This is a genomic window from Aeromonas sp. R4-3, from assembly GCF_040908275.1.
Classification (GTDB): domain Bacteria; phylum Pseudomonadota; class Gammaproteobacteria; order Enterobacterales; family Aeromonadaceae; genus Aeromonas; species Aeromonas rivipollensis.
In genome coordinates this window covers 248259-267565 of record NZ_JBFODK010000055.1, presented here as the reverse complement: position 1 = coordinate 267565, position 19307 = coordinate 248259, and the positions used below count along the sequence as shown (strand labels likewise).

Annotated in this window: 20 protein-coding genes; 19 read left to right on the top strand and 1 reads right to left on the bottom strand. The window is 63.3% G+C overall.

Features of this window, described 5'->3' with window-relative positions; genetic code table 11:
• The first annotated feature begins 37 nt into the window (after window positions 1-37).
• The 18 genes from AB5Y91_RS17730 to AB5Y91_RS17645 all read left to right on the top strand — a co-directional run bounded on the left by AB5Y91_RS17730 (window position 38) and on the right by AB5Y91_RS17645 (window position 18273).
• Window positions 38-1693: a sigma-54-dependent Fis family transcriptional regulator gene (locus tag AB5Y91_RS17730; protein ID WP_368170409.1), complete on the top strand. Its 1656-nt coding sequence runs from the start codon at window positions 38-40 to the stop codon at window positions 1691-1693.
• Between the two features lie 317 nt (window positions 1694-2010).
• The gene (locus AB5Y91_RS17725) at window positions 2011-3291 is read left to right on the top strand and encodes a GGDEF domain-containing protein (protein WP_368170408.1); all 1281 of its coding nucleotides are present in this window, start codon (window positions 2011-2013) and stop codon (window positions 3289-3291) included.
• Between the two features lie 130 nt (window positions 3292-3421).
• Window positions 3422-3832, top strand: coding sequence for a VOC family protein (locus AB5Y91_RS17720; RefSeq protein ID WP_368170407.1), 411 nt, complete (start codon window positions 3422-3424; stop codon window positions 3830-3832).
• Window positions 3833-3934: 102 nt separating this feature from the next.
• Window positions 3935-4624, top strand: a complete 690-nt coding sequence (gene phoB / locus AB5Y91_RS17715) for a phosphate regulon transcriptional regulator PhoB (RefSeq protein WP_041206225.1) — start codon at window positions 3935-3937, stop codon at window positions 4622-4624.
• An 8-nt stretch (window positions 4625-4632) separates the two neighbouring features.
• Window positions 4633-5928, top strand: coding sequence for a phosphate regulon sensor histidine kinase PhoR (gene phoR, locus AB5Y91_RS17710; protein ID WP_111909968.1), 1296 nt, complete (start codon window positions 4633-4635; stop codon window positions 5926-5928).
• A 289-nt stretch (window positions 5929-6217) separates the two neighbouring features.
• A complete protein-coding gene (locus AB5Y91_RS17705) occupies window positions 6218-7192 on the top strand; it encodes a PstS family phosphate ABC transporter substrate-binding protein (RefSeq protein ID WP_025327848.1) in 975 nt (324 codons plus the stop codon).
• 165 nt (window positions 7193-7357) lie between these two features.
• Window positions 7358-8167: a M48 family metallopeptidase gene (locus AB5Y91_RS17700; RefSeq protein ID WP_042648620.1), complete on the top strand. Its 810-nt coding sequence runs from the start codon at window positions 7358-7360 to the stop codon at window positions 8165-8167.
• Window positions 8155-8661, top strand: coding sequence for an N-acetyltransferase family protein (locus AB5Y91_RS17695; RefSeq protein ID WP_368170406.1), 507 nt, complete (start codon window positions 8155-8157; stop codon window positions 8659-8661). The genes AB5Y91_RS17700 and AB5Y91_RS17695 overlap by 13 nt, the downstream gene beginning before the upstream one ends.
• A gap of 110 nt (window positions 8662-8771) precedes the next feature.
• A complete protein-coding gene (locus AB5Y91_RS17690; RefSeq protein ID WP_368170405.1) occupies window positions 8772-9674 on the top strand; it encodes an ROK family protein in 903 nt (300 codons plus the stop codon).
• A gap of 41 nt (window positions 9675-9715) precedes the next feature.
• On the top strand, window positions 9716-10441 hold the full coding sequence (locus tag AB5Y91_RS17685; protein ID WP_025327844.1) for a copper homeostasis protein CutC: 726 nt from the start codon (window positions 9716-9718) through the stop codon (window positions 10439-10441).
• Between the two features lie 181 nt (window positions 10442-10622).
• The gene (locus tag AB5Y91_RS17680; protein ID WP_368170404.1) at window positions 10623-11234 is read left to right on the top strand and encodes an FKBP-type peptidyl-prolyl cis-trans isomerase; all 612 of its coding nucleotides are present in this window, start codon (window positions 10623-10625) and stop codon (window positions 11232-11234) included.
• Window positions 11235-11379: 145 nt separating this feature from the next.
• Window positions 11380-12261, top strand: coding sequence for an ABC transporter ATP-binding protein (locus AB5Y91_RS17675; RefSeq protein ID WP_111909971.1), 882 nt, complete (start codon window positions 11380-11382; stop codon window positions 12259-12261).
• Window positions 12262-12346: 85 nt separating this feature from the next.
• Window positions 12347-13360, top strand: coding sequence for an ABC transporter permease (locus AB5Y91_RS17670; RefSeq protein ID WP_368170403.1), 1014 nt, complete (start codon window positions 12347-12349; stop codon window positions 13358-13360).
• Complete coding sequence (locus AB5Y91_RS17665) at window positions 13357-13656, top strand: DUF2845 domain-containing protein (protein ID WP_139438182.1); 300 nt, start codon at window positions 13357-13359, stop codon at window positions 13654-13656. The genes AB5Y91_RS17670 and AB5Y91_RS17665 overlap by 4 nt, the downstream gene beginning before the upstream one ends.
• A 481-nt stretch (window positions 13657-14137) precedes the next feature.
• Entirely contained in the window at window positions 14138-15157 is a 1020-nt protein-coding gene (locus tag AB5Y91_RS17660) for an amino acid ABC transporter substrate-binding protein (RefSeq protein ID WP_106886125.1), read from the top strand.
• A 67-nt stretch (window positions 15158-15224) separates the two neighbouring features.
• Complete coding sequence (locus tag AB5Y91_RS17655) at window positions 15225-16412, top strand: amino acid ABC transporter permease (RefSeq protein ID WP_234571033.1); 1188 nt, start codon at window positions 15225-15227, stop codon at window positions 16410-16412.
• A gap of 9 nt (window positions 16413-16421) precedes the next feature.
• Window positions 16422-17516 carry an amino acid ABC transporter permease gene (locus AB5Y91_RS17650; protein ID WP_368170402.1) on the top strand — a complete coding sequence of 365 codons (1095 nt, stop codon included), beginning with the start codon at window positions 16422-16424 and terminating at the stop codon, window positions 17514-17516.
• Window positions 17517-17529: 13 nt separating this feature from the next.
• Entirely contained in the window at window positions 17530-18273 is a 744-nt protein-coding gene (locus tag AB5Y91_RS17645) for an amino acid ABC transporter ATP-binding protein (protein ID WP_005328952.1), read from the top strand.
• Between the two features lie 102 nt (window positions 18274-18375).
• On the opposite strand, the gene AB5Y91_RS17640 is transcribed toward AB5Y91_RS17645, so the two are convergent.
• Window positions 18376-18591, bottom strand: a complete 216-nt coding sequence (locus AB5Y91_RS17640; protein WP_163136583.1) for a DUF1107 family protein — start codon at window positions 18589-18591, stop codon at window positions 18376-18378.
• Between the two features lie 196 nt (window positions 18592-18787).
• On the opposite strand from AB5Y91_RS17640, the gene yfcD reads away from it, so the two are divergent.
• On the top strand, window positions 18788-19288 hold the full coding sequence (gene yfcD / locus AB5Y91_RS17635; protein ID WP_368170401.1) for an NUDIX hydrolase YfcD: 501 nt from the start codon (window positions 18788-18790) through the stop codon (window positions 19286-19288).
• Window positions 19289-19307 lie beyond the last annotated feature (19 nt).

The window sequence follows — 19307 nt, the reverse complement described above, 5'->3', positions numbered from 1 at the left end:
GGTCGTGACACTGTGCCCTTTGTGAACAGGAGGCGTGATGAGCGAGTTACCTCAGTCCAGTCCCAGCCCGATCCAGCGCTCCTGGCAGCGCTGCCTGCATCAGGGCCTGCTGCGCCAGCAGAGCGCCGAGCTGGACTTGCTGCCCCAGGGGGAGCTGTCGGCCCGCCAGGAGCAGCACAGAACCCTTATCACCTGCTTCCAGCGCTTCGTGTTGCCGCTGTTTGCCCAGTTGCTGGCGGGCAGGCCCTGTCGCCTGCTGCTGTGTGACGGTGAGGGGGCCATTTTGGCCGCCAGCGGTGACGATGGCTTCGCCCGCCACGCCGAGCGGATCTTCTTGCGCAGCGGTGCCCGCTGGGGGGAGGCGAGCAAGGGCACCAATGCCATAGGCACAGCGCTCGCCGAGCAGAGCGAGGTGCAGGTGCTGGGGGCCCAGCACTTCTTCGCCCAGCACAGCTTCCTCAGTTGCAGCGCCTGCCCCCTGCTCGGGCCGGACGGGCAATTGCTCGGGGTGCTCGACATCTCCACCGATGCGGCCCACCACGACGGCGACATGCTGGGCACTGTGCGGCTCCTGGCGATGACCCTGGAAAACGCCCTGCTGGCGCGTCAGCCGGGCTGGCTGGTGGATCTCGATCCCCAGAGTCTCTGGTCCGCCCGCCTGCTGCTGGGAGAGGGGGGCGAGCTGCTCGGGGCCAACCGGGCCGGACGGCTCTGGCTCGGCCAGCACCCGTTTGACGGCAAGCAGCTGCTGCGGGATCGCCGCGGCCTGCGGCTGGAGCCCGAACCTGTGGTGATTCAACCCGAAAACCAGCCCCAGCCAGCCGTTACCGCCGGGGTGCCCCTCAAGATGCTGGAGCGGGGCATCTCCCTGCTCATCGAGGGGGAGACCGGCAGCGGCAAGGAGCACCTGGTGCGTGCCCTGCACAGTCAGTCGAGCCGACGGGACAAGCCCCTGGTGTGCGTCAACTGCGGCGCCCTGCCCGCCGAGCTGGTGGAGGCCGAGCTGTTTGGCTACGTGGGCGGGGCCTTCAGCGGCGCCCGCAGCCAGGGCAGCCAGGGTTATCTGCGCGCCGCCCACGGCGGCATCCTGATGCTGGACGAGATCGGCGAGCTGCCGCTGCTGGCCCAGACCCGGCTGCTGCGGGTGCTGCAGGAGCGCAGCGTGACGCCGGTTGGCAGCCACAAACCAGAGCCGGTGGACTTCTGGCTGGTCAGCGCCAGCCACCGGGATCTTACGGCCATGGTGCAGGATGGCGGCTTTCGCGAAGACCTCTATTACCGCATCTGTGGCTGGCGCCAGCAGCTTGCGCCGCTGCGGGCCTGGCCCCAGGGCGAGCGCCTGGGGGTGATCCGGCGCCTGCTCTCGGAGATGGACCCGGCCCTGCAACTGACGCCGCAGGCGGAGCGGCAACTGCTGGCCCATCCCCTGCCCGGCAACGTGCGCCAGCTCAAGCAGGCGCTGGAGGTGGCCTGCGTGCTGGCGGAAGGGCAGGGCTGGATTGAACCCGCCCACCTGCATCTGCCCGAGGTGGCCGCCATGCCGGCTCCCCGGGGCGCCACCACCTTGCGCGAACAGAGCCGGCTGCGGGTGCAGCAGACCCTGACGGAGTGTGGCGGCAACGTGAGCGAGGCGGCGCGCCGCCTTGGCATCAGCCGCACCACCCTCTACCGGGCGCTGCGGGAAGAGGGATAGGGGTGTTGCCGCACCGCTTGCTTGTGTAGACTGGGGCTCTGCGATGATTTTTCTTTATTTTTCCATGGCATGGAGCGCTCAGTGGTGAAAGGAATGATGACATCGGGAACCCGTTTCCCCAGGAGCTGGCGTCCGCCTCTTGCGGTGCAATGCCGACAGGATACAGCCCGGCGGATGGCAGGCGACGCCCTGTACACGGGCTGATCCGACCAATGCCCCGGCGCCCATGAGGGCGCGTGTAATAACCTTGGATCTGGATCAGCACGGTGCAGAATTACAAGGTGTAGAGTAAAAGCTCTTTTTCAGGTGTGATCGCCATGACCCCATCCTATTCCCGCGTGACCAATATGTTGTTCTGGAGCCTGCTGCTCGGCAGTCTGCTGGCCATACTGGTGTTCGAGTTCGGGCCAGAGCGGCGGCTGGACATCCTGAGCCAGGCCAGCCTGGCCGCCAGGGCCCAGGATGATCGCGCCCATGGCGGCCAATCAGTCACCACACTGATCCCTGGGGGCGACAAGCCCGCCATCGACTGCAAGCTGCGTGCGGGCCACAGCTCCCCCTTCTGTGAACTGATCCTGACCCTGTCAGCCCCGGAGTGGGGGCTGGATCTCTCCCACTTCAACGGCGTGCGGGTCAAGCTGAGGGTGGAGGGGAGCGAGCCGCAGAGCTGGCGCCTCTATCTGCGCAACTATGATCCCGCCTACTCGATAGCCGGGGACGAGATCTCCCACAAGTTCAACGAGGTGCTCTTTCGTCCCGACGATTACGGCCGCATCCAGGACGTCCCCCTCAAGGTGTTCGCCCCCAGCTCCTGGTGGGTGCAGCAGTACCGGATCCCGCTGGCGCAGCAGGGGGCGGATCTACACCATGTCTATGCCATCGAGCTTGCCACCGACGACAGGATGCAGCCGGGGGACTACAGGTTGATCCTGGAAAAGCTGGAGTTCTATGGCCGCTGGGGCAAGCCGGGGGACTTCTACCGCCAGCTGCTGCTGGGCTGGCTGATATACGGAATACTGCTGTTTCTGACCCAGTACCTGCTGATGGGGGACAAGCTGCGCAAGGCTCGCGAGGCGCGGCTGGCGGCGGAGGCGCTCAGCCAGAGCCTGTCCGAGCAGTACCGCCGCACCGAGGAGGAGGCCCGCTACGATCCCCTGACCGGGGCCCTCAACCGGCTCGGTGGCGAGAAGCTCTTGAGCGAACTGGGGGAGATGCCGCTCTCCTTCATCTATATCGACATAGACCACTTCAAGGGGGTCAACGACACCCACGGCCACCCCATGGGGGACGAGGTGCTCAAGCACATGGTGAGCGAGCTGCTGCGCCATTGTGACAGCCTGTGCCGCCTGGTGCGCTGGGGAGGAGAGGAGTTCGTGCTGGTCTGCCTGCACCATGAGCAGGCGAGGGCAGAGCGGCTGGCCGAGCGGCTGAGGGGGGGGCTGGAGGCCTACAGGGAGTGGCCCCTCGGGCTCAGGATCACCGCCTCCTTCGGGGTGGCGGAGCGGCGCGGGGACTCCCTTGAGCTGACCCTCAAGCGAGCGGACGAGGCGCTCTATCAGGCCAAGGAACGGGGTCGCAACCGGGTCGAGGTGGGCTAGGGTGCAGCCCTGCCCACCGACTAAGGGCCTTGCCTTCGCTAAGGTGATTGCGGCTGGAGCCCCGGCCTCCCAGCCGTTATGATGCGCGCCAGCCGGGGCGCGGGCCCCCTCATCAGTCAAGGAGTTTCCCATGTCCCAACACCTAGGTGCCCTGACCCTGCTGGTGGCCGACTACGATCAGGCCATTCGCTTTTTTACCGAGGGGCTCGGATTTGAGCTGCTGGAAGACACGCCCCTCGACGAGCCGGGCAAACCGGGCAAGCGCTGGGTGCGGGTTGCCCCTAAAGGTGCCCCAGGGTCGGCCCTGCTGCTGGCCCGGGCCGCCAATGCGCAGCAGCAGGCCGCCATCGGCCAGCAGGGGGGCGGCCGGGTCTTCCTGTTTCTCGAGACCGACGATTTCTGGGGCGACTACCAGCGCATGCAGCAGTACGGCGTGCATTTTTGTGAACAGCCCCGCCACGAGCCCTATGGCACTGTGGTGGTGTTCGAGGACATCAGTGGCAACCGCTGGGACCTGCTGCAATGCATTGCTGCCAACTGAATCTGAAAACGTTTATCATCCCGCCTGTCATAAAGTCATAAAAGTGTCACAGAAAGTTCTAATAATTGGCGCACCCATCTTCACAGAGGAGAGAGAAGGGATATGGCTAAGCGAATTCTGGTGGTCGAGGACGAGGCACCAATCCGCGAGATGCTCTGCTTCGTGCTCGAGCAAAAAGGATATGAGACGGTTGAGGCAGAAGATTATGCCGATGGACTGGCGAAGGTGCGTGAACCTTACCCCGAGCTCATCGTACTGGACTGGATGATGCCAGGCGGCAGTGGCATCCAGTTCATCAAGCAGCTCAAGCAGGACGAGGTGACCCGCCAGATCCCCGTGGTGATGCTGACCGCCCGTGGTGAGGAAGAGGACAAGGTGCGCGGCCTCGAGGCGGGCGCCGACGACTACATCACCAAGCCGTTCTCTCCCAAGGAGCTGACCGCCCGTCTGCACGCCGTGATGCGCCGGGTCTCCCCCACCTCGGTGGACGAGGTGATCGAGGTGCAGGGGCTCAAACTGGATCCTGTCTCCCACAGGGTCAGCGCCGAGGAGAAGGCGCTGGACATGGGGCCGACCGAGTTCAAGCTGCTGCACTTCTTCATGACCCATCCCGAGCGGGTCTACAGCCGCGAGCAACTGCTCAACAACGTCTGGGGCACCAATGTGTATGTGGAAGACAGGACGGTGGACGTGCACATCCGTCGCCTGCGCAAGGCGATCGAAGAGACCGGGCACGACAGATTGATCCAGACGGTGCGTGGAGCCGGATACCGCTTCTCAACCCGTCTCTAGGGGATAACATGTTGCAACCTTACGCCTGGCGGCGACAGTTGTGGCGAATGGCGTTCTTCTACGCCCCCTTCGTCTTGGTAGGTTGGTTGATAGAACACCTCTCCCTCTGCCTGCTGGTGGCGACCGTGCTGCATCTGGGCTGGCACTACCGCTTCCAGAAGCGGCTGTCGGACTGGCTGTGGCACGATCGCAGCCTGGTACCGCCCCATGGCAGCGGCAGTTGGGAATACATCTTCAATGGCATTTACAAGTTGCAGCAGCGCCACCGTGCCCGGCGCCGCGAGCTGGCGGGCCTCATCCGCCGGTTTCGGGAGGGGGCAGAGGCCCTGCCCGACGCCGCCGTGGTGTTTCGCACCGACGGCAGCATCCTCTGGTGCAACCGGCTGGCGGAGCAGCTGCTCGGTTTTCGCTGGCCCGAGGATGCCGGCCAGCACATCGGCAACCTCATCCGTCACCCCGGCTTCGTCGCCTACCTCGGCAAGGGGCAGTATGACGAGCCGTTCGAGATGAGCTCCCCCATCAACGAGGAGAAGTTTCTCGAGTTTCGCATCATGCCCTATGCCGAGGATCAGGCCATGCTGGTGGTGCGGGACGTGACCCGGCTGCGCAGCCTCGAGAAGACCCGCAAGCACTTCGTCTCCAACGTCTCCCACGAGCTGCGCACCCCGCTTACCGTGCTCAAGGGGTACCTGGAGATGACCGAGGAGCCGCCGCCCCCCGCCATGTGGGCCAAGGCGCACAAGGTGATGATGGAGCAGACCATTCGCATGGACAACCTGGTCAACCAGCTGCTCACCCTGTCGCGCATCGAGGCGGCCCCGACCGTGGATCTCTCCCATCTGGTGGACATGCCCGCCATGCTGGGGCTGCTGGAGCAGGAGGCGCGGGCCCTGTCGGGAGAGAGTGCCCATCAGATCGAGTTTCAGGTGCAGTCCAATCTGTTCGTGAAGGGTGACAGGGACCAGCTGCGCAGCGCCGTCTCCAACCTGGTCTACAACGCCATTCACTACACCCCGGCCGGTCGCAAGATCACTGTGGAGTGGCGCAAGCAGGGGGCCATGGCGCTCTTTGTGGTGCAGGACCAGGGGGAGGGGATAGCCCCGGAGCACCTGGCGCGGCTCACCGAACGCTTCTATCGGGTCGACAAGGCGAGATCCCGCCACACCGGCGGCTCCGGCCTTGGCCTCGCCATCGTCAAGCATGCCCTGAGCCATCACGATGCCCAGCTCGAGATAGAGAGCCGGGTCGGCCAGGGCAGCCGTTTCAGCTTCCTCATTCCTGCCAGGATGGTGGTGGTAAAATAGTCTTTATTGACAAATGGTTAGCAATAAAAAAGGGGGCGGCGAGAGCGGCCCCCTTGGCATTTGTTCCGCGCTGGGCCCATGTCATCAAAGTGTCATATAAATTCCATAAATTTGTCACTGCCAGGTCAGATACTGGCGCCGTCTTAAGAACAGACCCAGCGTCACCTTGGGAAAGAGGGGACGGATAAAACTCAACAAGCTGACTGACGCAGTCAGCTTGATCACCGCAAGACAGTGTTAATCGGCGCCATGTATTGGCAATTGCCTTCTGTAACTTTGGAGAGATTGGATGAAACTCAACAAACTGGCTGGTGTAATCGGATTCACCGCAGCAACCCTGTTTTCTGTCAGCGCCCTGGCTGCCGGTGTGGATAAAGATCTGCCGGATTACACCCCGACCAGTGGCATCTCGGGCAACCTGTCCTCTGTCGGCTCGGACACCCTGGCCAACATGATGACCCTGTGGGCCGAAGAATTTAAGCGCGTCTACCCCAACGTCAACGTGCAGATCCAGGCCGCCGGTTCTTCCACTGCCCCGACCGCACTGACCGAGGGCGTCGCCCAGTTTGGCCCCATGAGCCGTGCCATGAAGGCCGGTGAAGAGGAAGCATTCGAGAAGCGCTACGGCTACAAGCCGACCGCCATCCGCGTCGCGGTCGATGCCCTGGCGGTGTTCGTGAACAAGGACAACCCCATCAAGGGGCTGACCATGGAGCAGGTTGACTCTGTCTTCTCCAGCACCCTCAAGTGCGGCGAAGCCAAGGCCGCCACCAAATGGTCCGATCTGGGTCTGGATGGCAACTGGTCCAGCAAGGATCTGCAACTGTTCGGTCGCAACTCGGTCTCCGGTACCTATGGCTACTTCAAGGAGCACGCCCTGTGCAACGGTGACTTCAAGAGCGGCGTGAACGAGCAGCCGGGCTCCGCCTCAGTGGTGCAATCCGTCTCCGCTTCCCTGAACGGCATAGGTTACTCCGGCATCGGCTACGTCACCTCAGGCGTGCGTGCCGTACCGCTTTCCAAGGATGGCAAGACCTTCGTTGAAGCGACCGCAGAGAACGCCTTGACCGGCAAGTACCCGCTGTCGCGCTTCCTGTACGTTTACGTGAACAAGGCTCCGAACAAGCCGCTCTCCCCGATGGAGCAAGAGTTTGTGAAGATGATGCTCTCCAAGGCCGGTCAGACCATAGTGGCGAAGGATGGCTATGTGCCGGTTCCCGCCAAGATTGTTCAGGCCGACCTGAAGAAGCTGGGTATCATGTAATCCCGCTTTCGCACTCTATACAGACGAGCCTCCAAAACGAGCCCAAGCGGGCTCGTTTTTATTTTGGCGCCACGGGATCTTTTTGGTCGCATGGGGTGGCGCCTGGCTTGCACCGGACGGCGGCATTCCCGAGAATAGGGCAACTTCACGGTAAAGGACCCTCTCATGCGTGCATCTTCCCTGTCCAAATTCGGCCTGGCGGCCTTGTGTAGCGCCCTGCTGGCCAGTTGTGCCCAGTCGCCGACCGGCCGCAGCCAGATGCTGCTCTTCTCCCCCCAGCAGATGAACCAGCTGGGGGCCGACTCCTTCGAGCAGATGAAGAAGCAGGAGAAGGTAAGCAAGGATGCCAAGGTGAATGCCTATGTCTCCTGCGTGGCCAAGGCGGTCACCGCCCAGGTGCCTGCCAGCTATGGCATCACCAGCTGGGAGGTGGTGGTGTTTGACTCCAAGGAGGTCAACGCCTTCGCCCTGCCCGGGGGCAAGATCGGCGTCTACAGCGGCCTGCTCAAGGTCGCCAAGAATCAGGATCAGCTCGCCACCGTCATCGGCCACGAGCTGACCCACGTGCTGGCACAGCATTCCAACGAACGCCTCTCCCGGGATCAGCTGACCGGCATAGGGCTGGCGGTGGCCGATGCCGCCATCGGCAGCAGCCAGGGGGGGGGGGCCACCATGGCGGCGCTCGGGCTCGGGGTTCAGGTGGGGATCGCCCTGCCCTATGGCCGGGCTCAGGAGAGCGAGGCCGATAGGTTGGGGCTGGATCTGATGGCTCGCGCCGGCTTCAATCCGGCCGAGGCGATTCCCCTGTGGCAGAACATGAGTGCCGCAGCCGGGGGCAAGGCACCGCCCCAGCTGCTCTCTACTCACCCGAGCGATGAGAACCGCATTACCGAGTTGCAGGCCCAACAGGCTCAGGCAGAGCCCCTGTATCGGCAGGCCCGTGCCGCTGGGTTGACTCCCCAGTGCAAGGCATAACACTGCGTCTGGCCCGTCCCGCCGATGCTGCCGCCATGACGGTGATGCAGCGGGCCAGCTGGCTGGCGGCCTATGGCGGCGTGCTTGGTGAGGATCTGCTGGCCCAGCTGGCGGTCACCGAGCATCTGCAGATCTGGCGCCGCCGGCTCGCCGAACCGGCCCCCATCCCCATGCTGCTCTGTCAGGACGAGGTCGTCATCGGCCTGCTCTATTGGCACCCTGTCCATGAGGAGGGGCTGATGACGGCGCGCATCCGGGCGCTCTATCTGCACCCGGATCACTGGCGTCGGGGCCATGGCAAGCGGCTGTGGCAGGCGGTGGCGGTGCAGATGCGCCGTGCCGGTTGCGAGTGCGTCAGGCTATGGCTGCTCAATGGCAATCATATCGGCGAGGGGTTCTACCTGCGTCGCGGCTTCGTGTTTGACGGCCAGGAGCGCACCCTGACGAGCCTGGGACAACCCTGTCTGCAGCGGCAAATGTTCCGTTTGCTTTGAGCTGGCTCCCGTTTTTCGCCCATGGTCACTTTATTTTTTTGGCGAATTAATACAATGTGCCCCATCTGGACAGACTGAGGTGACCCGATTCACCGGCAAGGGAGTGTGGCATGTATTACGGATTTGATATTGGTGGCACCAAGGTTGCCTTCGCGGTGTATGACGGTGGCCTGAACCTCTGTCACGAAGAGCGCATGAGCACCCCCGGCAATGATTACGAGGGGCTGTTGCAGCTGATCCTGACGCGGGTCGAGGCGGCGGACGCCCGCTTCGGCGCGAAAGGCGCCGTCGGCATCGGGTTTCCCGGCATCATCAATCGCCTGGATGGGAGCATAGTGGCGGCAAACCTGCCCGCCATTCATGGTCGTCATCTGGGAGCGGATCTGGCCGCACGACTGGCACGCACCGTCAGCGTCGACAACGACGCCAACTGCTTCCTCTGGTCCGAAGTGCACCAGGGGGCCGCCGCCGAGGCCGAGAGTGCGCTGGGAGTGACCATTGGCACCGGCATAGGTGGCGCCGTCTATCTGGCGGGCAAGCTCATCCAGGGCCGCAACTGGCTGGCGGGGGAGATAGGCCATTACCCGCTGCCGGCCACCATATTGATGAAGTATCCCGACCTGCCCCGTCCCCGCTGCGGCTGCGGCCGCCTGGTCTGTTTCGAAACCTATGCCTCGGGCACCGGCCTGGAACGGCTCTATCACCACTTCAACGGCGAGCGCGCCAGTGGTCACCAGATAGTCGCCCGTGCCGAGGCCCGGGAATCCGCGGCGCTCTCGGCCATCGACTGCTGGCTGGAGATCCTGGCCGCCGGGCTCGCCACCGCCATCTCGGTGATAGACCCCGAGGTGGTTGTGCTGGGGGGGGGCCTCAGCGCTCTGCCCGCCCTGTATGAAGAGCTGCCCAAGCGTCTGCCCGGCCACCTGCTGCCCGGCGTCGCCCTGCCGGCGATCCGCCAGGCCCGCTTCGGCGGCGCCGGTGGCGTGCGTGGCGCCGCCCTGCTGAATTTATGAGATCAGGCACTGGGTCTGATCTCCCCGGATAAGGAGTCATCATGACCCGTCTTGAAATCTGCATCGACAACCTGGAATCCCTGTTCACCGCCCAGCAAGCCGGGGCGGATCGCATCGAGCTCTGCTCTGCGCTGGGGCTGGGCGGTCTCACCCCCTCCTATGGTTTCATGCAGCAGGTGGCGCGCCACGCCACCATTCCCGTCTACGCCATGATCCGCCCCCGTGCCGGGGATTTCTGCTTCAGTGCCGCCGAGTTCGAACTCATGTTGCTGGACATCGCCGCAGCCCGGGCAGCAGGCTTGCAAGGTGTGGTGGTGGGTTTGCTGGACGAGGGGGGCAGGGTGCCTGCCGCCCAGTTGCAACAACTGGTCGAGGCGGCCGGTCCCCTGGGGGTCACCTTCCATCGCGCCATCGATCTCAGCTCCAACTGGCGCGCCGATCTGGAGACCATAGTGGCAGCCGGCTGTGAGCGTATTCTGAGCTCCGGCCATGCCCCGACCGCACTGGCGGGTCTGGAGACACTGCAGGCGATGCAACAGACCCTGGCGGGCCGCGCCAGCCTGATGCCCGGCGCCGGGGTCAATGCGGACAACGTGCGCACCATACTCGAGTTCACCGGGGTGAGCGAGGTGCACATGTCCGGCATGGGCTGGCGCGGCGGCATGGTGCCCCACGGAGTGAACATGGGCACCTCGGACGACGGCCGGGTCAATATCACCGACGGCGCCAAGGTGGCAGCGGTGCGGGCTCTGCTGGATCGCGCCTGAGTCAGGGTGTTGTTGGGTCGTCTCCTCTCCCTTCTCCCCTCGCGGGAGAAGGGCCGGGGATGAGGGGGATGTGAAGTCTCTCCCACGGGCGGGGAAATCAGGACGGCAGCCGGCAGCACCTCGCCAAAAAGTCTGATATTATCTCGACTCTTTTACTCTCAGGACCCGGAGCAACATCTCAATGTCCCAATACGACTCTATCGAACAGAAGGCCAGCTATGGCATCGGCCGCAACATGGGTGATCAGCTGGCGCAACAAGCCTTCGCCGGTCTGGATATCCCTGCCCTGCAACAAGGTCTGGCAGATGCCCTGAATGGCCTGGAGTTCGCGGTCAGCCGTGACGATATCAATGATGCCTTCCAGGTCATCACCGCCCGCATGCAGGAAGAGCAGGAAGCCGTTGCCAAGGCCGCCGCCGCCGATGGCGAAGCCTTCCTGGCCGACAACGCCAAGCGTGCCGAGGTGAAAGTGACCGACTCCGGTCTGCAATACGAAGTCATGGTAGAAGGCAACGGCGCCGTGCCGGTGGCCGGTCAGTCCGTGCGCGTGCACTACCACGGTACCTTCACCCACGGTGGCGTGTTCGACAGCTCGGTCGCTCGCGGCCAGCCTGCCGAGTTCCCGGTCACCGGCGTCATCGCCGGTTGGGTGGAAGCGCTGCAGATGATGCCGGTTGGCTCCAAGTGGAAGCTCTACATTCCGCAGGATCTGGCCTACGGTGCCCGTGGCGCCGGCTCCATCCCGCCCTACTCCGCACTGGTATTCGAAGTGGAGCTGCTGGACATCCTGTGATCCGGCTGGCGTGATGCAAACGGCGACCCCTGGGTCGCCGTTTGTTTTTGCGCGCCGCCACGCCCTGGTGGATGAGCCATGGTCTTCTCGGGAGATTTGGATATAGTCAGGACGTCGCACTCTCGGCCACCCAGGGAGACAGGCCATGGCTGCCATCATTGAAGTCGTCGATCTCATCAAGCACTTTCCCGGTGTCAGGGCGGTGGACGGACTCAGCTTTGCCATTCCCGCCGGTAGCTGTTTCGGCCTGCTTGGTCCGAACGGGGCGGGCAAGACCACCACCATAGAGCTGCTCGAGGGGATCCTCACCCCGGACAGCGGCCAGATCCTGTTTCATGGCGCCCCCCGCGGCCCCGACTATCGCTCCCGCATCGGCATCCAGTTCCAGCACACGGCGCTGCAGGATTTTCTGACGGTGCGCGACACCCTGCGCCTGTTCGCCAGCCTCTATCCCAACCCCCTGCCACGGGAGCTGCTCATCGAGCTGTGCGCCCTTGGCGAGTTCATCGACAGGGACAGCCGCAAGCTCTCCGGCGGCCAGCGTCAGCGCCTGCTGCTGGCCCTGGCCCTGCTCGGCGACCCCGAACTGCTGTTTCTGGACGAACCCACTACAGGGCTGGATCCCCAGGCCCGTCACCACTTCTGGCAGCGGATCGAGGCGATCAAGGCCCAGGGCAAGACGGTGGTGCTCACCACCCACTACATGGACGAGGCGCAGCAACTGTGCGACCGCATCGCCATAGTGGATCACGGTCATCTGCTCAGCCTGGACACGCCGGCGGCCCTGCTGGCGAGGCACTTCGACGGCGTGCTGGTGCGCCTGGCCGATCACCCGGCCCTCGCCAGCCTGGGTTATCCGCTGCTGCCCCACGGGGACCAGGTGGAGCTGAACTGCCCCGACGTGGCGGCCTTGCTGCCACGGCTGCTGAGCCTGGGGGTACCGCTGACCGGCATGCAGGTGCGCTCCCCCAATCTGGAAGATCTCTTCCTGCACCTGACCGGCCACAGCCTCCGGAGCGGCGCATGAAAAATCCCATCAAGCGCAGTGTCGTCGCGCTCTGTTACCCGCAAGCCTTGTTATCTCGACGGGGTTCGAGCCCGAGGAGGGGAACATGAAGGGAGCATTCAAGCGCATAGGTGCGCTCTTTTACGCCCGCACCCTGGAATTCGTGCGCGACAGGGCGGCCCTGGTCTGGAACCTGCTTTTTCCGCTCTTGCTGGTGATCGGCTTCTCCCTCATCTTCTCCGGCCCTCCCAAGCCGCTGGTGCAGATAGGGGTGGTGGGGGAGCTGACGACGGCCTATCAGCCCCTGACCCATATCCCGCTGCTCAAGCTCATCCCCTATGACGACGAGGCGAGAGGCGTCCTCAAGGTGCGCCACCATCAGCTGGACTTGCTGCTGTCACCGGCGCGCGGCCACTACTGGGTCAACCCGGACGCCCCCCAGGGGGCCATGGCCGAATACCTGCTGCGCCAGGCGGTGCAGGAGCCCTTGCAAAGAGAGGCCCAGAGCGGACGGGCCATCCGCTATGGCGACTGGTTGCTGCCCGGGGTGATCGGCATGAACCTGATGTTTTCCGGCCTGTTCGGGGTCGGGTTCGTCATAGTGCGCTATCGCAAGAACGGTGTGCTCAAGCGCTTGCGAGCGACCCCGCTGTCGGCGGCCGAGTTTCTCTGTGCCCAGTTGCTGTCGCGGGTGCTGATCACCCTGGTGGTGAGCCTGCTGGTCTTCCTGGTGGCTTACTGGCTGCTGGATGTGCCCCTGCTCGGCTCCGGCTGGCTGCTGCTCTTCATCGCCCTGGTCGGCGGGACCGCCATGGCCTCCCTCGGGTTGCTCATCGCCGCCCGCATTCAGAACGAGGAGCTGGCGAGCGGTTTGCTCAATCTCATCAGCTTGCCCATGATGTTCTTATCCGGCGTCTGGTTCTCGCTGGAAGGGTCTCCCCCCTGGTTGCAGGCCGTGGCAGCCCGCTTGCCCCTTAGCCAGATCATAGAGGCGGCCCGCGCCGTCATGCTGGAAGGGGCGGGCTGGCAGGCGGTGGCGGGGATGCTGGCCCAGGTCATGGTGTTTGCCCTGGTGTGCATCACGCTAGGGGCGGCATTATTCAAATGGAGCGCAAAATGAAGCCAATACTGTGGTTGCTGCTGGTGGCGACGCTGCCGGTGGATGCCGGCACCCTGCGCTGCAAGAGTGCCCTGCTCACCGAGGGGGACACCACGGCCGAGCTGCTGATCCGCTGCGGTCAGCCGATGCTCAAGGAGGATCTGACCCGCTACGAGGAAAACGGCTTCGGGGCGCGGATGACGGTCAAGTATGCCGAGCGCTGGACCTACAACTTTGGCAGGAGCGAATTCATGCAGTTCGTCACCGTCGAAAACGGCGTCATCACCGAGATTGAAGACGGTCCCCGCGGCGGTTGAGCCGCGTACCGACCTCGGGTCGGTGCCCCGAACTTGAGGCCCCTTATCCCGGCCTCGCTTCCCGCCAGAAGGCTCCTCTTGGTACCTGATTATCCCCCCGCCATAGCACCAGATCGACGCCGCCCAATATTTGTTCACTTCCACCCGTGTTGGGGCTTGCCGAGAGAAAAGTGAGCCTGATGAGTCAGTTGGAGTCCGATTTCGCTGCCCCATCCCGGTGCGTCCCATTTTTTTGTGAAAATAATCCTCACAGTGGGAATGGCTTTTAACAGCAGGCTATTTGGTGAATAAGGGTCTACTTTTGATTCTGAGAGTGCATATCGCCCCGCGCGAACATTTTGTGCTGTTGCACCACTGTTGTGCCGGGTTGCACCGATTGACAGGTTTTTAAGGCGCTGGATAAGCTGCAAAAAAGCAGGGAAACGATGGCATCTTGCTCGGTTTGGGTGCCAATTCGAATCAAACCACAGGGAAGAGTGACATGAAGCAGATACACAAGGCGGGTATGGTGATAGTGCTGTCGCTGGCGGCAGCCAATGTCTGGGCAGAGGGTACTCTGGATGCCGTGAAGAAGAAGGGGTTCGTGCAGTGCGGGGTCGGTGATGGCCTGCCCGGGTTCTCCAACCCGGACGCCAAAGGCACCTGGACCGGGCTGGACGTGGACGTGTGCCGGGCCGTCGCCGCGGCCGTGCTCGGGGATGCCGGCAAGGTCAAGTATGTCTCCCTCACCGCCAAGGAGCGTTTCACCGCCCTGCAATCCGGCGAAGTGGACTTGCTGTCGCGCAACACCACCTGGACCCTGACCCGGGACGGCTCGCTGGGCCTGACCTTCGCCGGGGTGAACTACTACGATGGTCAGGGCTTCCTGGTCAACAAGTCTCTGGGCGTCAAGAGCGCCAAGGAGCTGGACGGGGCCGCCGTCTGCATCCAGTCCGGCACCACCACCGAGCTCAACCTGGCGGATTACTTCCGCGCCAATGGCGCCATGAAATATACCCCAGTGGTGTTCGACACCTCGGATCAGACCGTCAAGGGCTTCGAGGCGGGGCGTTGCGACGTGCTGACCTCGGATCAATCCCAGCTCTACTCCCTCAAGATCAAGCTGACCAAGCCGGAGGATGCCGTGGTGCTGCCCGAGGTCATCTCCAAGGAGCCGCTGGGCCCGGCTGTGCGCCAGGGTGACGAGCAGTGGTTCAAGGTGGTGCGATGGAGTCTTTACGCCATGCTCAACGCCGAAGAGGCCGGTGTGACCAGCGCCAACGTGGACGAGATGCTCAAATCCACCAACCCGGACATCCGTCGCCTGCTGGGGCTGGAAGAGCCCAAGGGCGCCGTGCTGGGGCTGGATGACAAGTGGGCTTACAACATAGTCAAACAGGTCGGCAACTACGGCGAGTCCTTCGATCGCAACGTCGGCGCCGGCTCCCCCCTCAAGATCGACCGCGGCATCAACGCGCTCTGGAACAAGGGTGGCCTGATGTATGCCCCGCCCATCCGCTAAATAGACTGCAGTCGGGGGGCCTGGCCCCCCATTTCCCCCTTGCCCTGGCTTTGTCGGAGTCATCCTCATGGCGATACAAGCATCAAACCATAGGAAAGAACAGGGCCGCTGGTGGTATGACGCTAAGGTGCGGGCGCAGATCTTCCAGTGCCTGGCCATTGCGGCCGTTCTCGCGTTTCTGTTCTACATCATCAACAATGCCCTGACCAATCTGGCAACCCGTGGCATCACCACAGGTTTCGATTTTCTGGGCAACACCGCCGGGTTCGGCATCTTGCAGAGCCTGATCCCCTACGACGAGACCTATACCTTCGGTCGCACCTTCGTGGTCGGCCTGCTCAATACCCTGCTGGTCTCGGTGCTCGGCATCCTGTTTGCCACCCTGCTCGGTTTCGTGCTCGGGATAGCGCGCCTGTCCCGCAACTGGCTGGTGGCCAAGATAGCCACCGTCTACATAGAGACCTTTCGCAACATTCCGCTGCTGCTGCAGATCTTCTTCTGGTACTTCTCGGTGCTGCGCACCCTGCCGTCTCCCCGTGAGAGCGTGGAGCTGGGAGGGCTCGCCTTCTTGAACGTGCGGGGCTTCTATCTGCCCAAACCCTTGTTTGAAGAGGGATTTGGCTATGTGATCTGTGCCCTGCTGCTGGCAGTCGTCCTGAGCTGGGGGCTGAGCCGTTGGGCAAGGCGCCGTCAGGCGCTGACCGGCAGGATCTTCCCGTTCTGGCGCTGTGTGGCCGCTCTGGTGATCCTGCTCCCCGCCATCGCCTTCCTGCTGGCAGGCAGCCCGCTCTCCTGGAGTGTGCCCATACTGCAAGGCTTCAACTTCCGGGGCGGCTTGACGGTACTGCCCGAACTCGCGGCGCTGCTGCTGGCGCTCACCATCTATACGGCGGCCTTCATCGCCGAGATAGTGAGATCCGGCATACTGGCCATCAGCAAGGGGCAGACCGAGGCCGCTTCCGCCCTCGGGCTCTCGCCCACCAAGACGCTGCGGCTGGTGGTCATTCCCCAGGCGATGCGGGTCATCATTCCCCCGTTGACCAGCCAGTATCTGAACCTCACCAAGAACTCCTCGCTGGCCACCGCCATAGGTTATCCGGATCTGGTCTCTGTGTTCATGGGCACCACCCTCAACCAGACCGGGCAGGCCATCGAGGTGATCGCCATGACCATGGGGGTCTATCTCATCATCAGTATCACCACCTCAGTCCTGATGAACATCTACAACCGCAGGATGACGCTGGTCGAGCGCTAGGGAGCTGTCATGTTTGTGAACGAGTTGCAGGAGGCGTTGCCGCCTCCCAATCATCGCCGGGGGCTGGTCGCCTGGATCAGGCAGAACCTCTTCCCCAACTGGTGGAACGGCCTGCTGACCCTGGTGCTGGCCTATCTGCTGCTGCCACTGCTCTGGTCGGCGCTGGACTGGGCTATCTTCTCCGCCAACTGGCAGGGGAGCAGCCGTGCCGACTGCGTGCAGGGTGGTGCCTGCTGGGTCTTTATCGAGAGCCGCCTGGGGCAATACCTCTACGGCTTTTACCCGGCCGACCAGTATTGGCGCATCAATCTGGCCTTCGCCGGTCTGGCCGTGCTGCTGGCGCTGCTGATCTGGCCGCGTACTCCGCGCAAGGGCTGGCTGGCGCTCTTCACCCTGCTGGTGTTCCCTGTCATCGCCTTCGTGCTGATCCACGGCGGGGCGGGTCTCGAGGTGGTGGAAACCAACCGCTGGGGCGGCCTGATGCTGACCCTGGTGCTGGCGGTGGTGGGCATAGTGGTTGCCCTGCCATTCGGGATCCTGCTGGCGCTGGGGCGCCGCTCCCACATGCCGGTCATCTCCAGTCTCTCCACTGTCTACATCGAGTTCTGGCGGGCTGTGCCGCTCATCACAGTGCTCTTCATGGCCTCCGTCATGCTGCCGCTGTTCATGACCAGCGAGGTGGAGCTCGACAAGCTGCTGAGGGCGCTCATCGGCATCATTCTGTTCCAGGCGGCCTATGTGGCCGAGGTGGTCAGAGGGGGGCTGCAGGCGATCCCCAAGGGGCAGTACGAGGCGGGTGAGGCGCTGGGGCTCTCCTACTGGAAGGTGATGGGACTGGTCATCATGCCCCAGGCCCTCAAGATCACCATTCCCTCCCTGGTGAACACCTTTATCTCCCTGTTCAAGGACACCAGCCTGGTGCTGATCATAGGGCTGTTCGATCTGCTGGCCATCTCCAAGGTGGCGCTGGCGGATCCGGCCTGGCTGGGCTTCTCCACCGAGGCCTATGTGTTTATCGCCATGATCTTCTGGATGTTCTGTTTTGGCATGTCCCGCTACTCCATCTATCTGGAGCGCAAACTCAACACCGGTCACAAGCATTAGGAGTAGTTTCGAGATGAAAACGGACGCTGTGGTAGAACTCAAGGACGTCAACAAGTGGTACGGTGAGTTTCATGTGCTGCGCAACATCAATCTGCAGGTTGGCAGGGGGGAGAAGATCGTCATCTGCGGGCCATCGGGCTCGGGCAAGTCCACCATGATCCGCTGCATCAACCGGCTGGAGGAGCATCAGAGCGGGGACATCCTGGTCAAGGGCACGGCCCTGACCTCGGATCTCAAGAACATAGAGACGGTGCGCCGCGAGGTGGGCATGGTGTTCCAGCACTTCAACCTCTTCCCCCACCTGACGGTGCTGGAGAACTGCTGCCTGGCCCCCATCTGGGTCAAGCAGTTGCCGCGCAAGGAAGCCGAGGAGATCGCCATGACCTTTCTGCGCCGGGTCAGGATCCCGGAGCAGGCCCTCAAGTACCCGGGCCAGCTCTCTGGTGGCCAGCAGCAACGGGTCGCCATCGCCCGCAGTCTCTGCATGAATCCCCAGGTGATGCTGTTTGACGAGCCGACCTCAGCGCTGGATCCCGAGATGGTGCGCGAGGTGCTGGATGTCATGGTGGAGCTGGCCCACGAGGGGATGACCATGCTCTGCGTCACCCACGAGATGGGCTTTGCCAAGCAGGTGGCGGACAGGGTGATCTTCATGGACCGCGGCCAGATCATCGAGGAGAACGTACCGGACCAGTTCTTCGACCATCCCCAGTCGGAGCGGACCAAGCTGTTTCTCTCCCAGATCCTGCAGCACTGATGAGGATAAGACGCGGCCCGTCCCATGGAAAATAGCCCGCACGCTCGGTGAGCGGCGGGCAAAGACATGCATGAAAGCAGACTACAAACGGAAAGGAGTATGTCAGCCCGGCAACAGGGTGGTAGTGCGCAGATCGCGCACGGCCAGATTGATCTGCCGGGCCAGGCTCAGCGCCTGACGGCAGTCCAGCGTCTTCACATCGATGACTCCCCCTTGAAACTCGAATCGTCCCAGTGCCTCGACCATGAAGCTGCCGTGATGGAAGCTTTTGATATAGCGGGCAATTCGACGAGGAGACAACTGCTTGAACACCTTCATGGCAAGACACCCTGTTGTTTGGACAGGGCACACTATGCCGCCTCACCGTGACACTGATGTGACATTTTATAAAGGTTTGTATGAATCCTTGTTATGGCGGGCTGGCGTCCTGTTCCCGGCGTTGAAAAAGTAGTGCCGTCCCTGGCCCCGGCCCCGATATACTGCGGCCATCGCTGTATGGACAAAGGGACCGCACGTGGAGTGGGTGGACGTAGTAGACGAGCAGGACAGGGTGATCGGGGTGGCCGAGCGCGCCCGGGTGCGTCAGGAAAATTTGCGCCATCGCGCCAGTTACATCCTGGTGCTCGATGAGGCCGGTCGAATCCTGGTGCAGCGGCGCACCCCGAGCAAGGATTTTTGCCCCGGCATGCTGGACGCCTGCGCCGGTGGCGTGGTGACCACTGGGGAGGCGATGGAGCCTTCCGCCCGGCGCGAGCTGGCCGAGGAGCTGGGTATCTTTGATGTGCCCCTGCACGACTTCGGCACCTTCTACGCCGAGGGGGAGGCGAGCGGGGGAAGCTATCGGGTCTGGGGCGGTCTGTTCAGTTGCCAATATCAGGGGCCGCTGCAACTCCAGGCTGAGGAGGTGAGCGAGGTGCACTGGATGAGCCTGGCCGAGATAGCCGAACGGGCCGCCGAGTTCACGCCGGATTCCCTCCTCGCCATCGCAACTTGGCAGGCACGGCGGCACGGGTGAGGGAGCGACGTGAGACGTC

Excerpts from the sequence above, each read along its gene's own strand:
- AB5Y91_RS17730 (WP_368170409.1), top strand. The coding sequence starts at position 38 with ATGAGCGAGTTACCTCAGTCCAGTCCCAGCCCGATCCAGCGCTCCTGG.
- AB5Y91_RS17725 (WP_368170408.1), top strand. The coding sequence starts at position 2,011 with ATGACCCCATCCTATTCCCGCGTGACCAATATGTTGTTCTGGAGCCTG.
- AB5Y91_RS17720 (WP_368170407.1), top strand. The coding sequence starts at position 3,422 with ATGTCCCAACACCTAGGTGCCCTGACCCTGCTGGTGGCCGACTACGAT.
- phoB (WP_041206225.1), top strand. The coding sequence starts at position 3,935 with ATGGCTAAGCGAATTCTGGTGGTCGAGGACGAGGCACCAATCCGCGAG.
- phoR (WP_111909968.1), top strand. The coding sequence starts at position 4,633 with ATGTTGCAACCTTACGCCTGGCGGCGACAGTTGTGGCGAATGGCGTTC.
- AB5Y91_RS17705 (WP_025327848.1), top strand. The coding sequence starts at position 6,218 with ATGAAACTCAACAAACTGGCTGGTGTAATCGGATTCACCGCAGCAACC.
- AB5Y91_RS17700 (WP_042648620.1), top strand. The coding sequence starts at position 7,358 with ATGCGTGCATCTTCCCTGTCCAAATTCGGCCTGGCGGCCTTGTGTAGC.
- AB5Y91_RS17690 (WP_368170405.1), top strand. The coding sequence starts at position 8,772 with ATGTATTACGGATTTGATATTGGTGGCACCAAGGTTGCCTTCGCGGTG.
- AB5Y91_RS17685 (WP_025327844.1), top strand. The coding sequence starts at position 9,716 with ATGACCCGTCTTGAAATCTGCATCGACAACCTGGAATCCCTGTTCACC.
- AB5Y91_RS17680 (WP_368170404.1), top strand. The coding sequence starts at position 10,623 with ATGTCCCAATACGACTCTATCGAACAGAAGGCCAGCTATGGCATCGGC.
- AB5Y91_RS17675 (WP_111909971.1), top strand. The coding sequence starts at position 11,380 with ATGGCTGCCATCATTGAAGTCGTCGATCTCATCAAGCACTTTCCCGGT.
- AB5Y91_RS17670 (WP_368170403.1), top strand. The coding sequence starts at position 12,347 with ATGAAGGGAGCATTCAAGCGCATAGGTGCGCTCTTTTACGCCCGCACC.
- AB5Y91_RS17665 (WP_139438182.1), top strand. The coding sequence starts at position 13,357 with ATGAAGCCAATACTGTGGTTGCTGCTGGTGGCGACGCTGCCGGTGGAT.
- AB5Y91_RS17660 (WP_106886125.1), top strand. The coding sequence starts at position 14,138 with ATGAAGCAGATACACAAGGCGGGTATGGTGATAGTGCTGTCGCTGGCG.
- AB5Y91_RS17655 (WP_234571033.1), top strand. The coding sequence starts at position 15,225 with ATGGCGATACAAGCATCAAACCATAGGAAAGAACAGGGCCGCTGGTGG.
- AB5Y91_RS17650 (WP_368170402.1), top strand. The coding sequence starts at position 16,422 with ATGTTTGTGAACGAGTTGCAGGAGGCGTTGCCGCCTCCCAATCATCGC.
- AB5Y91_RS17645 (WP_005328952.1), top strand. The coding sequence starts at position 17,530 with ATGAAAACGGACGCTGTGGTAGAACTCAAGGACGTCAACAAGTGGTAC.
- AB5Y91_RS17640 (WP_163136583.1), bottom strand. The coding sequence starts at position 18,591 with ATGAAGGTGTTCAAGCAGTTGTCTCCTCGTCGAATTGCCCGCTATATC.